Source organism: Prochlorococcus marinus str. MIT 9302 (assembly GCF_000759975.1).
GTDB classification, from domain to species: domain Bacteria; phylum Cyanobacteriota; class Cyanobacteriia; order PCC-6307; family Cyanobiaceae; genus Prochlorococcus_A; species Prochlorococcus_A marinus_M.
Window position 1 is genome coordinate 106,103 of the sequence record NZ_JNAM01000011.1, and the last position, 15,570, is coordinate 121,672.

General features: G+C 27.9%; 12 protein-coding genes. 9 read left to right on the forward strand and 3 right to left on the reverse strand.

Annotation, left to right across the window (positions count from 1 at the left end):
• Positions 1-193: 193 nt before the first annotated feature.
• Complete coding sequence (locus EU96_RS02175) at positions 194-1,450, reverse strand: glycosyltransferase family 4 protein (protein WP_032527141.1); 1,257 nt, start codon at positions 1,448-1,450, stop codon at positions 194-196.
• Positions 1,451-2,089: 639 nt separating this feature from the next.
• On the opposite strand from EU96_RS02175, the gene EU96_RS02170 reads away from it, so the two are divergent.
• Both EU96_RS02170 and EU96_RS02165 read left to right on the forward strand, forming a co-directional pair.
• Positions 2,090-3,571 carry a polysaccharide biosynthesis protein gene (locus tag EU96_RS02170; protein WP_241434579.1) on the forward strand — a complete coding sequence of 494 codons (1,482 nt, stop codon included), beginning with the start codon at positions 2,090-2,092 and terminating at the stop codon, positions 3,569-3,571.
• A 71-nt stretch (positions 3,572-3,642) separates the two neighbouring features.
• Positions 3,643-5,190: an ArnT family glycosyltransferase gene (locus EU96_RS02165; RefSeq protein ID WP_032527143.1), complete on the forward strand. Its 1,548-nt coding sequence runs from the start codon at positions 3,643-3,645 to the stop codon at positions 5,188-5,190.
• A gap of 87 nt (positions 5,191-5,277) precedes the next feature.
• Here the strand turns inward: EU96_RS02165 and EU96_RS0109355 are convergent, their stop codons facing one another.
• Positions 5,278-6,708 carry a mannose-1-phosphate guanylyltransferase/mannose-6-phosphate isomerase gene (locus tag EU96_RS0109355; RefSeq protein ID WP_032527145.1) on the reverse strand — a complete coding sequence of 477 codons (1,431 nt, stop codon included), beginning with the start codon at positions 6,706-6,708 and terminating at the stop codon, positions 5,278-5,280.
• Positions 6,709-7,221: 513 nt separating this feature from the next.
• On the opposite strand from EU96_RS0109355, the gene gmd reads away from it, so the two are divergent.
• The 6 genes from gmd (at position 7,222) to rfbB (ending at position 12,958) form a co-directional block, all read left to right on the forward strand.
• Entirely contained in the window at positions 7,222-8,352 is a 1,131-nt protein-coding gene (gmd, locus tag EU96_RS02160; RefSeq protein ID WP_032527146.1) for a GDP-mannose 4,6-dehydratase, read from the forward strand.
• Between the two features lie 14 nt (positions 8,353-8,366).
• Positions 8,367-9,353, forward strand: a complete 987-nt coding sequence (locus EU96_RS02155; protein ID WP_032527147.1) for a GDP-L-fucose synthase family protein — start codon at positions 8,367-8,369, stop codon at positions 9,351-9,353.
• Between the two features lie 97 nt (positions 9,354-9,450).
• Positions 9,451-10,344: a glucose-1-phosphate thymidylyltransferase RfbA gene (gene rfbA / locus EU96_RS02150; RefSeq protein ID WP_032527148.1), complete on the forward strand. Its 894-nt coding sequence runs from the start codon at positions 9,451-9,453 to the stop codon at positions 10,342-10,344.
• 21 nt (positions 10,345-10,365) lie between these two features.
• Positions 10,366-10,953, forward strand: a complete 588-nt coding sequence (gene rfbC, locus EU96_RS02145) for a dTDP-4-dehydrorhamnose 3,5-epimerase (RefSeq protein WP_032527149.1) — start codon at positions 10,366-10,368, stop codon at positions 10,951-10,953.
• Complete coding sequence (rfbD, locus tag EU96_RS02140; RefSeq protein WP_032527150.1) at positions 10,953-11,843, forward strand: dTDP-4-dehydrorhamnose reductase; 891 nt, start codon at positions 10,953-10,955, stop codon at positions 11,841-11,843. Before rfbC ends, rfbD begins: the two co-directional genes overlap by 1 nt.
• 56 nt (positions 11,844-11,899) lie before the next feature.
• Positions 11,900-12,958, forward strand: a complete 1,059-nt coding sequence (rfbB, locus tag EU96_RS02135; protein ID WP_032527151.1) for a dTDP-glucose 4,6-dehydratase — start codon at positions 11,900-11,902, stop codon at positions 12,956-12,958.
• On the opposite strand, the gene galE is transcribed toward rfbB, so the two are convergent.
• Positions 12,945-13,997: a UDP-glucose 4-epimerase GalE gene (gene galE / locus EU96_RS02130; protein ID WP_032527152.1), complete on the reverse strand. Its 1,053-nt coding sequence runs from the start codon at positions 13,995-13,997 to the stop codon at positions 12,945-12,947. The genes rfbB and galE overlap by 14 nt on opposite strands.
• A 132-nt stretch (positions 13,998-14,129) precedes the next feature.
• Between galE and EU96_RS02125 the strand changes: the two genes are divergently transcribed.
• Entirely contained in the window at positions 14,130-15,569 is a 1,440-nt protein-coding gene (locus EU96_RS02125) for a nucleotide sugar dehydrogenase (RefSeq protein ID WP_032527153.1), read from the forward strand.
• Position 15,570 lies beyond the last annotated feature (1 nt).

Consider the following 15,570-nt stretch of genomic DNA (forward strand, 5'->3'; position numbering starts at 1 on the left):
GAATGTTCAATTTGAGATATATTCAGTTTTGAAAAAATATAATTAGGATCGTAAAGAACTCTTTCCTCAACATCTTTATTTATAGAAATAATTTTTACCTCCTTTCAATAAAATTAAGTGTAAAGATATTTATATATATAATTTAAACATATTAATTTTTTTAAAATTGGGAAACAAATATTAATAAGTTTATTTATTGATTATTAGTTATCTGTTCAAGTTTATTTACTAATTGATCATAAACTATTTCAAAGTTGTACTTTGTTTTAAATAATCTCAAAGCATTTTCAGACCTTAGTTTTATTTTATTAGGAGATTCAATTATATCTATAATAATTCGAACCAAAGTTGATGAACTTTTAGGAGGATAATTCCATCCTATTTCATACTTATTAATCAATTCATAAGGAAATCCCTCTAAAGGAGAAAGTATTGGTAAACCTAACGACATATAGTCAATATATTTATTAACTAAATTTAATTCATAGTTTTTTATATTTTTGTAGGGAGCTAAGGCTAGATGACAATTTAAAGAAATGTCTATTGCTTCTTTCCTATTTATCCAGCCTAGAAAATAAACATTTTCAATATGATTAAAAATATCTTTTATGTAATTTTCGCTTCCTCCTCTTCCCGCTATAAATAATTTGATCTTTATTTTCTTATTGTTAAGAATTTGAATACTTTTTTTAATTGTTTCAAAATCATATACAGACATTAATGAACCAATAAACAAAATATTTAAACATTCTTTGGGATCTGATTTAATTAGATCAAGTTTTATCCTTTCCTCTTCTTTTGGAGGCACAATAGGAGAAGGGAAAGTCCTTGGATCTTGATTCTTGAGAATCTTTGACAAAAATTTATTTTGATAATTATTTTTGAAATATTTAGCAATTAATTCTGTTGGGCCAGTAATAAAGTCAGTCAAAGATGCTATTAAAATAGAATAAATTCTATAAGGCAAAAATAAAAACTTAATAAATTCCTTTTTTACTGGATTAATATTTTCTTTATCCCAAAAAATATCTGGCCAAAGATCTTTCACATCTATAACAATTGGTATTGATTTCAAAAAAGAATAGCAAATTGATATTAAAGACCATTCTATTGGAGGAAAACCCACAAACATAATATCTGGTTTCTCGTCCCTACTTAAAAGGTTAATTAGTAAGTTAAAAGAAAGAATATGGTGATCAAATAATCTTCTAACACTAATATTAGATTTATATCCTGGAGAATCAACAAGAGTTTCTTTTATTCCAGTTATATTATTTTTTTTAATATTTTTTCTAAATCTCTTTTCTTGATGAAAAAATCTCGTTGAAATAATTTCTACTTTATGGCCCCTTGAAACTAACGCTTTACTTAAATTAATAGCTCGCATTGGTCTTAATTGGTTACCATCACAATTTAAAGGTTCCCCAGTTTGAAGTATCCAAACAAGCATTAATCTTTTTTTTTAACTTATTATTTTAATTCTAATAGGACTTTTGTTATTAAAAAAAGATTTATTTTTTTTTATCAAAATAGTTTGATTTTTATGTGACTTACTTATAAGTAAAATGATTTACCAAAATTTATATAAAGACATGATTATTATCACAAAGACTATCTAGTACTAGAATATAAAGTATATTTTTAAATTAAAAAAAATAACCTTAAGTATGTATATATTAAGATCAATATGAAAATAAATAATTTACTTGAAAAGATCTATAGTTTTCCAAGATTTTCAAGAATTTTATTACTTATATCTATTGATATTTTAATAATTTATTTTTCTGTTAATATTACATTTAATTTTGATCATAATAATTCAAACCTTATCAAATTGCTTTTTATAAGCTTAAGTTTTTTTTCTACTTTAACTAATTTCTTTTCTGGATTTTATTTAAACATTACTCGATTTATTGGTAGTCAAACATATTATAAATTTGCAAAAATAAATTTAATTGTGATTTTTTTAATATATTTTATCAGTAAATTTTTTAATTTTAGATTACTAAATATTTTCAGTTTTTTTAAACTTTACATAATTTCAACATCCTTAATTTTTTGTATAAGAATCTTTATAAGAGATTTAGTAATGAAATACTCAAAAAATAAAAATATTAATAATTCAATAGCAATATACGGTGCAGGTGCTGCTGGAACTCAGCTATTAGCTTCCCTAAAACTCTCAAGATTAAATATAATTGCTTTTTTTGATGATAATCCTAAGTTATGGGGTACAAAAATTAACGAAGTCAAGATTTATCCTCCACATCAAATTTACAAATTTAAAGACAATTTAAAACAAATACTTTTAGCTATTCCCTCCATCAAAATTTCGAGAAAAAGAACAATAATTAAAATTTTGCAGAATCTAGAATTACCAATTTTGGATATGCCTTCAATAGATGAAATCACAAAAGGAAAAACTAAGATTGATGCACTTAGGCCAATACCAATTGAAGAACTTTTAGGAAGAGAAGTGATTGAAGCACAAAGTGATTTAATGAAATTAGCTATTAAAAACAAAACAATTTTAATAACTGGTGCTGGTGGGTCTATTGGCAGTGAATTATGTAGGCAGGTAATTCAGCATATGCCTAAGAAAATTGTACTTTTGGAAATAAGCGAAGAAAATCTTTACAAAATCAATGAAGAACTTTTACAAATAAATATAGACAAAATAGAAATGATATCTGTCTTAGGTTCAAGTTCTAATTACAAATTGGTTAGTAAAACTATTAAAGATAATAATATTGATATTATTTTTCATGCAGCTGCTTATAAGCATGTCCCTATAGTAGAGTTAAATCCAATAGAAGGTATTAAAAATAATATATTCTCAACAGTTGCAGTATGCGAGGCATCAGTTGAAAACCATATTGAAAAACTAATTTTAATATCAACTGATAAATCTGTTAGACCTACAAATATCATGGGAGCATCAAAACGAGTCGCAGAATTAGTTGTTCAAGCCTATGCAGAAAAAGAGTCTACTAAATTCAATAAAAATAGTAATTACAAAAAAACATTTTTTTCAATGGTTAGGTTTGGGAATGTGCTCGGATCTTCAGGATCTGTAGTCTTAAAATTTAAAGAACAAATAAAATCTGGTGGTCCTATTACCTTAACTGACCCCAACATAATTAGATATTTCATGACAATAAAAGAAGCCGCTCAACTTGTTATTCAATCATCAGTCCTTTCTAAAGGCGGGGATATCTTTTTATTAGATATGGGTGATCCAGTAAAAATATATGATCTTGCGAAACAAATGGTCAACCTTAGCGGCCTATCCATAAAAAACAAAAATAATTTAGAAGGTGACATTGAAATTATTTCTACTGGATTAAGACCAGGTGAAAAATTGTATGAAGAATTACTAATTGATGCAGAGGCAGAAAAAACTGATCATCCTTTGATATTTAGAGCAAGAGAAAATTTTATAATCATGGATGAAATTTTTCCAAAATTAAAAAATTTAAAAAAAAATATTGACGAAAGGAACAAAGATCAAACCTTGAAGATATTAAGTGAATTAGTTAAAGAGTGGGAAAACCAAAATAAAATAAATTAATATATCAGATTTTCATTTTCTTTATTTTTTACTAATGAAATTTCTTTCCAAGAATAATCCTAATTACTAATTTGAATAAAAAAAACACAAAAATAAATCCTAAATTTTTACTTTTCCTTCCGCTACTATTTTATTTTGGCAAAAGAAGTCTCATTGCTTATGATGAAGGATTTTATGCTTTGCAGGCTAGGTGGATAATTGAAAAATCGAATTGGATTGGTCCTATTTGGTGGGATGAAGTGATTTCGGATAGGACAATTGGAATACAGTTTTTAATTGCCCTATCAAAAAAATTTTTTGGAGATTCATTATTTGTAATTTATATACCAATTATATTTGCTGCTATTTTAATGATTTATTGTACATATCAATTACATAAAGAATTCATAAAAGATAAAAATGAAATTTATTCATCATTAATTTTATCCACAACATTTTTATGGATAAATTATGCACACATGGCGACTCAAGATATGGTTTTTTCTTCATTAGTATCATTAGGTTTAATATCTACAATAAAAGCCTATAAAACTAATAATAAAAATCAAATATTACTCTCAGGATCATGGATAGGTATTGCTGTTATGATGAAAACTTATTTAACAGCAATACCTTTATTAGGAATATTTCCTTTTCTTATTAGATCAAAATTAATTTACAAACGCAATTTTTGGATTGGTACTATTTTAGGGTTCTTACCTTTTGCTTTATGGAGTTATAAATACATTTCACTTTACAGTTTTTCAACTTATAGTGGTCTTTTTGAAAAATTAATATTTCTCTCTAAAAATAATCATTTCACAAATCCTTTCTATTACTATTTGTGGAACTTCTCAATTAATATCTTCCCTTGGACTATTCCTTCTTTTATTGGGTTCTTTAAAGCATCAAGAGATAATATAATTTCAAGATATTTTTTATATTATTACCCAATTTTTATTTTAGTTTTGCTGAGTTTTTTCTCGACTAAAACCCCTTATTATCCTCTACAGATTCTATCTTTAACTTCTATCAACACATATATTGGAATTAAATACTTTATTGAAAATAATAAAAAAAATATTTTCTTTTATCTTGAGAAAATTAACTTCCTTATCATTCCTATATTAACTATTGCATTTATCTTAATTATAAATTTTTCAGAGATAATATCTCTTGATAATAAAACTAAACCTTTTATTTTTGCTGGGGGCGGATTATTTAGTTTAGTATGGATGACTTATAATCTCTTAAAAAATAAAAAAAGAAAATTAAATTACGCAATTCTAGGACCTTATCTTTTGATTTCATGTCTTGTGCAATCAGGACTAATAACAGATAAATCAAAAGAATTAAGAATTGCAATTGAAGATTTAGTTAGAAATGAAAATTTATCAAATATACCAATTGAGATAATAAAACCTGAAATTAATGATGATGAAGTAATATCCAAAATAATAAAAATAATGGTTAAAACACCTAAGATTGGAGAAAGAAGATTAGATAATTTAAGTGAATTGAGCCGTGAAAGTTATGCCTGGACAACTAAAAGGTTTGATAAAAATACAAAACTTAAAGATTACCAAATACTAAATGAAGACAAAGTATTCTATCCCTGGAAATTAATTTATAAGAAATGAATCTCATTTGAAAAAATCTCAAAAGAAAAAATTTATTAAATAATGTCATTATTTTAAAGTAATGATGAAAAAACAAATGTAAAAATTTTATCGCCCATATTTATCTTGAAACCTAATAATATCGTCCTCTCCAAAATAATCGCCACTTTGTACTTCAATTAATATTAAAGGCGAGTTCCCTGGATTAGAAAGTCTATGTTTCGAACCTAAGGGAATATAAGCACTTTCATTCTTATTCAATAATTTCTTTTTTCCTTCAATTTCGATCAAAGCCTTCCCACTGACTACAACCCAGTGTTCAGATCTATGATTATGTAATTGTAAGGATAAAGATTCTCCTTCTTTAACAATTATTTTCTTAACCTGCCAATTTTTACCCTCTGAGATAGAGCTATAATTACCCCAAGGCCTATATATCGTTTTATGGATATTAGCCTCGGGGTTTTTATCAATTTCCAACTTCTTTACAATATTTTTAACAAATTGGATCTGATCTTTTTTGGCTATTAAAACAGCATCAATTGTCTCTACAACAACTGTTTCTTCTATTCCTAAAGCAACAATTAATCTATTCTCACTCCTAAAATAGGAATTTTTTACGTTATCAGTAATTACTTTACCAATGATAGAATTTCCTAATTCATCTTTATGAGATATTTCCCACATTGATTGCCAACTTCCAATATCGTTCCACCCACATTTGAGAGGGTAAACTACTCCAAGATTAGTTTTTTCCATAATTGCTTTATCAACTGATATGTCTTCGCACAAAGAGAAAGAATTAACTTCTATTCTTTGAAAATCAAGGTCTAAAGTATTGTTTAATAAAGACTCTTTACAAATTTTATATATATTTGCTTTATATTTAATAATTTCTTTGAGAAAAACCTCTGCTTTAAAAAAAAAGATACCGCTATTCCATGTATATCTTTTATCACAAAAAAGTTTTTTTGCTAATTCTAAGTCTGGTTTTTCTATAAAATTTACAATTTTCTCTCCTTTTAATTTGTTAGTATCTAATTCTTTTTCAGACTCAATATATCCATATCCTGTTTCTGGTTTAGTAGGAGTAATTCCGAAGGTAATTACTTTACCTCTTTTAACCTCATCTAAAGCTTTATCTATAACTTTTATAAAAGTGTTAATGTCCTCAATAATATGATCAGAAGGTAAAACCAAAAGACAGGGGTCTAAATGATTTTCAATAGCTTTAAGACATCCTACAGTAATAGCAGGTGCAGTATTTTTGCCAACAGGCTCTAATAAAATTGCTTCAGGTTTAATATTAATTTTTCTAAGCTGTTCAGCTACTATAAATCTATGCTCTTCATTACAAATAACAATTGGATCCCCTATGCTTTCATAATTTTTAAACCTACTAATAGTTCTTTGAAAGAATGAAATTGGCTCTTCTTTATTAATTTCTAGAAATTGTTTTGGGAAACTAGCTCTTGATAGAGGCCACAAGCGAGAACCGCTTCCTCCACATAATATAATAGGTATTATTTTTTTCATCATCACTTGATTTAAGATCAATAATAAAAAAATTTAGAAATTAGTTTTTCAAAGTAAACCTTTATGAAAAAAAATTTTTGAATTAATTTAGAAAATAATAATATTTTATTCTATCGCCATAAATTGATAATTTTAAAAAAATTAAATTAATAAATAAAATAAATTTTTAAAAAAATAAATTTAAATACCATTAAAAACTTTTAAGCTAAAAATAATTAAATAATTTAAGAGGATTTATGATTGATAGTTAAGATAATAATTAAAATATTTTTATCGCATAAATATAAATAAGGTTTTATATTTAATTATCCCAAAATTAAATAAAATTATATTGCAATCGATTTAATCAAAACATAAATAAAATTTATCTAGAAAATTTTTATTATAAATATAGGATTATAGAGTGTTCCTTATGTTAGGAAAGGTGATATTCTTATAATTAAAGATATTTACTGAGAATCGTAATAAAATAGATAAAAATTTTAAAAAATAAATTCTTTATTTAAAAAGTTGAAAATGAATAATCTAACAAAAAAAGCTCTTATTACTGGTATTACTGGACAAGATGGTAGCTATCTTGCTGAACTTCTTTTAAGTAAAGGATATGAAGTTCACGGTATGAAAAGAAGGGCTAGCAACTTTAATACTCAAAGGATTGACCATCTTTATCAAGATCCTCACGTGCATAAAAAAAACTTTATGTTGCACTATGGAGATCTTACTGATAGCACAAACATTTTCAAGTTAATTCAAGAAATTAGGCCCGATGAAATTTATAATCTTGGTGCTCAAAGTCACGTTGCAGTAAGTTTTGAGTCTCCCGAATATACTGCCAATAGCGATGCTCTTGGAATTCTAAGAATTCTTGAAGCGGTTAGACTTTTAGGGTTAAACCAGAAAACAAAAATTTATCAAGCTAGTTCAAGCGAATTATATGGCTTAGTTCAAGAAGTTCCTCAATCTGAGAGAACACCTTTTTATCCAAGAAGTCCTTATGCAGTATCAAAATTATATGCATATTGGATTATAGTAAACTACAGAGAATCTTATGGGATTTATGCTTGCAATGGAATTCTTTTCAATCATGAAAGTCCTAGAAGAGGAGCAACATTCGTTACTAGAAAAATAACCAGAGGACTTTCCAGAATCCATGCTGGTATAGAAGATTGTATTTATCTTGGAAATCTTAATGCTCTTAGAGACTGGGGGCATGCCAAAGATTATGTCGAGATGCAGTGGAGGATGCTACAGCAAGAATCTCCCTCTGATTATGTCATTGCTACAGGCAGACAAGAATCGGTTAGAACTTTTGTAGATTTATCTGCAAATGCATTAGGTTGGAATAAAAATGGAGGTGCAGGAATCATCTGGGAGGGTGAAGGTCTTAAAGAAGTTGGAATTAGAGCAGATTCTGGTGAAATAGTTGTAAGAATAGATCCTAGATATTTTCGTCCATCTGAAGTGGAAACATTACTTGGGGATCCATCAAAAGCTGCAAAAGAGCTAGGATGGGAAGCAAAAATCTCCTTAGAACAGTTAGTTAAAGAAATGATATCAGAAGATCTATCAATAGCTAAAAAAGAACTTTATATTAAAGAAAAAGGTTTTGAAATAAATTCTCCAAAAGAAAATCCACCAAGTTTTTAATTATTTAAAAATTTATGCAATTAATTAATAAAAAAGATACAATTTTTGTCGCTGGTCATACCGGAATGGTCGGGAAAGCTTTAGTAAAAGAATTATTGAAAAAAGGATATAATAAACTTTACTTACCAACTCGAAAAGAACTAAATTTACTTAATCATGAATCAGTAAAAGAGTGGTTCAATAAGAAAAAACCCAAAGTAGTTATTTTGGCTGCAGCCAAAGTTGGAGGAATTGAGGCTAACTATAAATATCCAGCTGATTTCATTTTACAAAACCTTAAAATTCAGACTAACGTCATAGAAAATTCTTGGGAAAATAATGTTAAAAGATTTCTTTTTTTTGGAAGTAGTTGTATCTATCCTAAATTATCTCCACAACCAATTAAAGAAGAATATTTATTAAGTGGAGCCCTTGAAGAAACAAATGAACCATATGCGATAGCGAAAATTGCCGGTTTAAAATTATGTTCTGCATTAACCAGACAGCATAACTTTAATGCAATAAGTTTAATGCCCACAAACTTATATGGTCCAGGAGATAATTACAACCTATCTACTAGTCATGTTTTACCAGCTTTTATAAATAGATTTCATAATGCAAAGATAAGAGGAGAAAAAAAGGTAAAATGTTGGGGATCTGGTAACCCTCAAAGAGAATTTTTACATGTTGATGATCTTGCTAATGCAAGCATCTTCATTTTGGAAAACTATTCTTTAAATAAAAATGCTTCCCCTAAAAATGACATGCCAGAATTATTGAATATAGGGACTGGAAAAGATATTAAAATTAAGGATTTAGCTTACTTAATAGCTAAGAAAATTGATTACAAAGGCGAAATTATTTGGGACTCCACAAGACCAGATGGCACCCCTAGAAAACTACTAGATGTATCAAGATTAAAAAATCTTGGATGGGAATCCTCAATATCGCTAGAACAAGGAATTGATCATACAATAAAAACATTTGTTAATGATTTTAAAATGGGTAAAATCAGAAATTAGTGTTTGATTAAATGAGATATTTTTTAAAAAATTTTTTATTGATCTTTGTAGTATATTTAAATTGTCGTGATATAAGTTTTATAGTTTTTTAAAATTTATGGAAGATAATTGTAGAAAAGGAATAATCTTAGCTGGTGGGAAAGGAACAAGATTATCACCTGTAACTTTTGGAGTTAGCAAACAACTTTTGCCTCTTTACAATAAGCCAGCAATTTATTACCCACTTTCAACATTAATGTTAAGTGGAATTAGAAATTTTCTTATAATAGTTAATCCCAAAGATTTAAATAATTTCAAGTCCTTATTAGGAAATGGAGAACAATTTGGTATAGAAATAAGCTATGCAGAACAATCAAGCCCTGACGGAATTGCCCAAGCTTTTACTATCGGTGAAAAATTCATAGGTGATTCGAATGTAGCATTAATACTGGGTGACAATTTTTTTTATGGCAATTCTCTCTCTAAAGATTTACTTAAGGCTTCAAAAAAAAATAAAGGAGCAACAATTTTTGCTTGTGAGGTTAAGGACCCAGAAAGATATGGAGTTGTAGATTTTGATAAAGATTTAAAAGTAAAATCTATTATTGAAAAACCAAAAAATCCATTAACAAATTTTGCAGTGACTGGATTATATTTTTATGACAATAATGTTATTGAATATAGTAAAAAATTGAAACCATCAAAAAGAGGTGAATTAGAAATTACAGATCTTAATATGATTTATTTGAAAAAAGGAGAACTAGAGGTTAATTTATTTGCTAGAGCAATAATTTGGCTTGATACTGGGACCTTTGATTCTCTTTATGAGGCCGGTGCATTAGTTAAGTCAATTGAAAATAAACAAATATTTAAGATAGGTTGCCCTGAAGAAATATCTTGGCGAATGGGTTGGATAAATTCAGATCAATTAAATTCTTTATTAATTAAATATAAAAATAATGAATATGGTAATTACCTGAAAAATCTTATTCAGTCCAAAAATATGTTTTAATTTCTAAGAAAGGAAAACTTTGTGAAAATAGAAAAAATTAAATCATCAAAAAATTTATTTATAGATGGTCCAATTATTTTAATTCCAGACAAATTTTCGGATCAAAGAGGATTTTTCTACGAGAGTTGGAATAAAGAAATTTTTAATAGAACTATTCAAAGAGATATCTCTTTCGTTCAAGATAATCACTCAAGATCTATTTATGGAGTTATAAGAGGACTGCACTTTCAAAAAAAACCATTTGAACAGGCTAAACTCATAAGAGTTATAAATGGAGCAATATTAGATGTAATTGTTGATTTAAGATTAAATTCTACAACCTTTAAAGAATGGGCAGGCATTCTACTAAACAAGCGTAATAGAAAACAGCTTTGGATTCCCGAGGGATTTGCACATGGATTTATATCTTTAACTAAACATACAGAGGTAAATTATAAAACAAATAACTTTTGGAATAAAGAATTAGAAAGAACACTTATTTGGAATGATTTAGATTTAAAGATCAATTGGAAATTAAATAAATTGAAATTAAAAAAACCTATCGTTTCAAAAAAAGACTTAGAAGGAAAGTCCCTGCAAGAATTATTAATTACAAAAGATTTGTTCTAATGAAAATTTTGCTAACAGGCTCTTCTGGACAACTAGGTAAAGAGATAATTGATCAAAGACCATTATCTTTTGAACTTCTTTTACCGAAAAGAAATGAATTAGATTTATCGAATAAGTTAAATTGTCAAAATTATATAAACTTTCATAAGCCTGATTTTATTATTAATGCTGGAGCTTTTACTAATGTTGATTTAGCAGAGAAAGAATCTGATTTATGTTTTGCAATTAATGCTGAAGCACCGTTTATTTTTGCAAATGCAATAAAAGAATATGGTGGGAATTTATTGCAAATAAGTTCTGATTACGTTTTTGATGGTCGCAAAAGTTCTCCTTATGAAACAAAGGATATTAGAAATCCTATCTCTAGTTACGGTTATTCAAAAGCAAAATGCGAAGAAATTACAGAAGAGATATTGACGCCAAATAATCAATTGGTAATTCTCAGGACAAGTTGGCTATTAGGACATCAGGGTAAAAATTTTCTCCAAACAATGCTTAATTTACATCAAACTAAAAATAAATTAAAAGTTGTATCTGATCAAATTGGAGTAATGTCCTCAACTTTTGATCTTGCAAAGATATGCTGGGAAATAATAATCAATTGGAATATAATTTCTAAAAAGCATCATATTTTTCATAGGACTTGTCAAGGAGTATCAAGCTGGTTTGATATTGCTGTTGAAATTGGTGATATTGCAACAAAATATGGAATACTTGAAAATCCAGCTGAAGTTACCCCAATCAAAACTAAAGACTATAATACTTTGGCAAAAAGACCTATGTTTTCGTTATTAGACTGCTCAGGTTCAAATGGTTTAAATAACATTGTATGCAAATATTGGCGTCATGAATTAGAAAATATTATTTCAAAAATAAAAGATAAACAATAATATTTTATAGTAGTAATTAATTTATAAAATATTGGGATATCTAATCTATATCTTATATGAAAAATAAAACTAAAAATATTTTAATTACAGGGGCAGCCGGATTCATAGCCAGTAATTTTTTAAATTATTGGGTAAAAAGATATCCAGAAGATAAAATTATTGCCTTAGATATACTAAGTTATGCTTCTAACATTAATTCAATTAAATCTTTAATCAATAAACAAAGCATTCATTTTTATAAAGGTGATATTTGTGATCATGATCTTTTAGATGAGATTTTTGATAATTTTGAAATAAATCATGTAATTAATTTTGCTGCCGAAACTCATGTAGATAGATCTATAAGTTCTCCTTCTATATTTCTAAATACAAATGTATTGGGGACATATTTTTTGTTAGAAAGTTTCAAAAAATATTGGGAAAAAAATGATAAACCAAATCATTGGAGATTTCTACATATAAGTACCGACGAAGTTTTTGGAAGCCTGAATTTAGAAGAAAAACCATTTAATGAAGATTCACCCTACAAACCTAGGTCACCATATTCTGCAAGCAAAGCATCTAGTGATCATTTAGTTAGGGCATGGCATGATACTTATTCACTTCCAACATTAATCACAAATTGCTCGAATAATTATGGTCCTTTTCAATTCCCAGAAAAATTAATCCCTTTAACCATAACTAATATTCTCAGAGGCAAAAAAATTCCTATATACGGGAATGGATTAAATATTCGGGATTGGCTTTTTGTTTTAGATCACTGTAGTGCTATTGAAACCGTTATACAAAAAGCAAATCCTGGCTCAACTTATTGTATTGGGGGGAATCAAGAATTAAAGAATATAGAGGTTGTTAAGCAAATTTGCCATTTAATTGATGATTTAGCCCCAAGTTTAAATATTCAATTACACAAATCTAAAAGTAGTGATCTAATAAGCTATGTAGACGATAGGCTTGGACATGACAAAAGATATGCTATAGACTCATCTAAATTATCTAATGAACTGAACTGGAAGACAGAAATTAAATTTGCTGAAGGTCTAAAAATCACAGTCAAATGGTATTTAGAAAATATTACATGGTGGGAACCTTTAATAAAGATCAATAACCATTAGGATTTAATTTTTTCCATTTCCAGCCGTCTCGACACATATCTTCTATTGATGATTTGGGAACAATTTTTAATTTAGAAATAAGCAAAGAATTATCAGCAACTAAAGAACACTTATCTCCTATTCTTCTATTTACATATACGTATGGCACCTTTACTTTATTTACTCTTTCGAAGATTTTAATCAGTTCCAATACAGAGGTACCTTTACCTGTCCCAACATTTAATTTTAGATAATTTGGTTTATTAGAAATTAAATGCTCCAAAACTCTTGTATGTATAGTAGCAAGATCCATTACATGAATATAGTCTCTTATAGTAGTCCCATCTTTAGTAGGCCAGTCATTACCAAACACTTTTAATTCTTTTTGTAACCCCAATGCAGTATTTGTAATCAGAGGGAAAATATTATTTGGTATCCCAATAGGACATTCACCTATCAAACCTGAAAAATGTGCTCCGATGGGATTAAAGTACCTTAAAGATGCTAGGTGCCATTCTTTTCTACCAGATTTGAAAATATCATCTAACAATGTCTCAACTGTTAATTTTGTATTACCATAAGGATTTATAGGTTTTAATTCAGAATCTTCTTTTAAAAGTGAATTTTTAGAAGATCCATAAATTGTTGCACTACTACTAAAAACCAAATGTTTACTTTCGTATCTTGACATTATTTCCAATAAATTTATTGTACCTAATACATTTGTTCTCCAGTATGAAATAGGACTATAAATTGATTCTGCTACTGATTTTAATCCTCCAAAATGTATTACGCCATCTAAAAATTTATGTTTTTTATAAATATCATTAAAAGTATTTTGAAGTAGTTTCTTATTTAGTAAATCACCATTATATATTTTTAGAAAAGGGTCTTTTTTTTTGTTTTTGAGCTTACTAACTTCTAAAACTCTTTTAAGAGCATTAGTTGAACTATTTACAAAAGAGTCGAAAACAAATACTTTATAACCTTTTTCAAGTAAGACTAAACAAGTATGACTCCCTATAAAGCCAGCCCCACCAATAACCAAGATATTTTTCATTTTTTTCTTTAATTAAACAAGCTTTAGAATTAGGAATAATTATTTGCCAAAATAATTAAATAAAACTAAATAGATTTTAAGAAATTGTAAAAGAAATATAGAATCCTGTATTATTGAAAAAATTATAAGACAATGAGGACTCAAATTAAAAATATATGTTGTATTGGGGCAGGGTATGTTGGGGGTCCAACAATGGCTGTTATAGCAGACAAGTGTCCACATATTAAAGTAAATGTTGTTGATATTAATTTAGAAAGAATAGAAGCCTGGAATTCAGATGATTTAAATAAATTGCCAGTTTTTGAGCCTGGTTTAGATGAAATCATAAAAAGAACCAGATGCAAAAATTTAAATTTTTCTTGTGATATTGAAGAAAAGATTAGAGAAGCTCAAATGGTCTTTATATCCGTTAATACCCCAACAAAGATTAAAGGTGTTGGGGCTGGTCAAGCAAGTGACCTGAAGTATGTTGAGGCTTGCGCAAGACAAGTAGCAAAGTATGCTAAGGGACACACAATTGTTATTGAAAAAAGTACTTTACCAGTTAAGACCGCCGAGGTAATAAAAACAATACTTGAAGATTATCAAATGTTTAGTACAAATGATAATGCCAAAGCAACCTTCGATGTTCTTTCTAATCCAGAATTTTTAGCTGAAGGGACAGCTATAAACGATCTTGAGAATCCAGATAGAGTATTAATTGGCGGTCAAAATGAATTTGCAATTAATGCTCTTAGTCAAATTTATAGCAATTGGGTTCCAAAGAACAAAATATTGCATACTAATATTTGGAGTAGTGAACTAGCTAAGTTAACCTCAAATGCCTTCTTAGCCCAAAGAGTAAGTTCTATTAATGCCATTGGAGCATTATGTGAAGCTACAGGCGCTGACGTAAAAGAGGTTGCTAGAGCTATTGGTACTGACAGTAGGATTGGCTCCAGATTTCTTGATGCTGGCCCAGGTTTTGGAGGTAGTTGCTTTAAAAAAGATATTCTCAATCTAGTCTATCTATCAAAACATTTTGGTTTAGTCGAAGTTGCTAATTTTTGGGAAGTTGTAGTATCACTTAATAACTGGCATCAACATAGAATTTCAAGACTTGTTGTAAAAAATCTTTTTGGAACTGTTACGGGCAAGAAAATTTGTATTTTAGGATTCGCATTCAAAGCTAACACAAATGATACTAGAGAATCAGCCGCAATAAATATCTGTAAAGATCTATTAGAGGAAGGAGCTATTTTATTTATTAATGATCCCAAAGTTGTCCCAGAACAAATATCAAAAGATTTACTTGTTAACGAAAATAAAACACTCAAAAGCATTGAGTCGCAAAATTTGTTTAACTATGAAGGATCTTGGTGTTCTGAAGATAATTTAGAAATAGCGGCTTCTAACGCTGACGCAATAATCGTTTTAACTGAGTGGGATGAGTACTCTAAGATCGATTGGGATTTAATTTCAAAAAAAATGAGAAAACCTGCTTGGGTATTTGATGCGCGATCTGTCATTGATGAAAAAAAAGTATTAGCTGCAGATTTAAATCTTTGGAAAGTCGGCAATGGTTCAATCTGAA

Bases quoted from the DNA above. Each gene is read 5' to 3' on its own strand.
- EU96_RS02155 (WP_032527147.1), top strand. From the start codon at position 8,367: ATGCAATTAATTAATAAAAAAGATACAATTTTTGTCGCTGGTCATACC.
- galE (WP_032527152.1), bottom strand. From the start codon at position 13,997: ATGAAAAATATCTTGGTTATTGGTGGGGCTGGCTTTATAGGGAGTCAT.
- EU96_RS02175 (WP_032527141.1), bottom strand. From the start codon at position 1,450: ATGCTTGTTTGGATACTTCAAACTGGGGAACCTTTAAATTGTGATGGT.
- rfbD (WP_032527150.1), top strand. From the start codon at position 10,953: ATGAAAATTTTGCTAACAGGCTCTTCTGGACAACTAGGTAAAGAGATA.
- rfbA (WP_032527148.1), top strand. From the start codon at position 9,451: ATGGAAGATAATTGTAGAAAAGGAATAATCTTAGCTGGTGGGAAAGGA.
- rfbB (WP_032527151.1), top strand. From the start codon at position 11,900: ATGAAAAATAAAACTAAAAATATTTTAATTACAGGGGCAGCCGGATTC.
- EU96_RS02170 (WP_241434579.1), top strand. From the start codon at position 2,090: ATGAAATACTCAAAAAATAAAAATATTAATAATTCAATAGCAATATAC.
- EU96_RS0109355 (WP_032527145.1), bottom strand. From the start codon at position 6,708: ATGATGAAAAAAATAATACCTATTATATTATGTGGAGGAAGCGGTTCT.
- gmd (WP_032527146.1), top strand. From the start codon at position 7,222: ATGAATAATCTAACAAAAAAAGCTCTTATTACTGGTATTACTGGACAA.
- EU96_RS02125 (WP_032527153.1), top strand. From the start codon at position 14,130: ATGAGGACTCAAATTAAAAATATATGTTGTATTGGGGCAGGGTATGTT.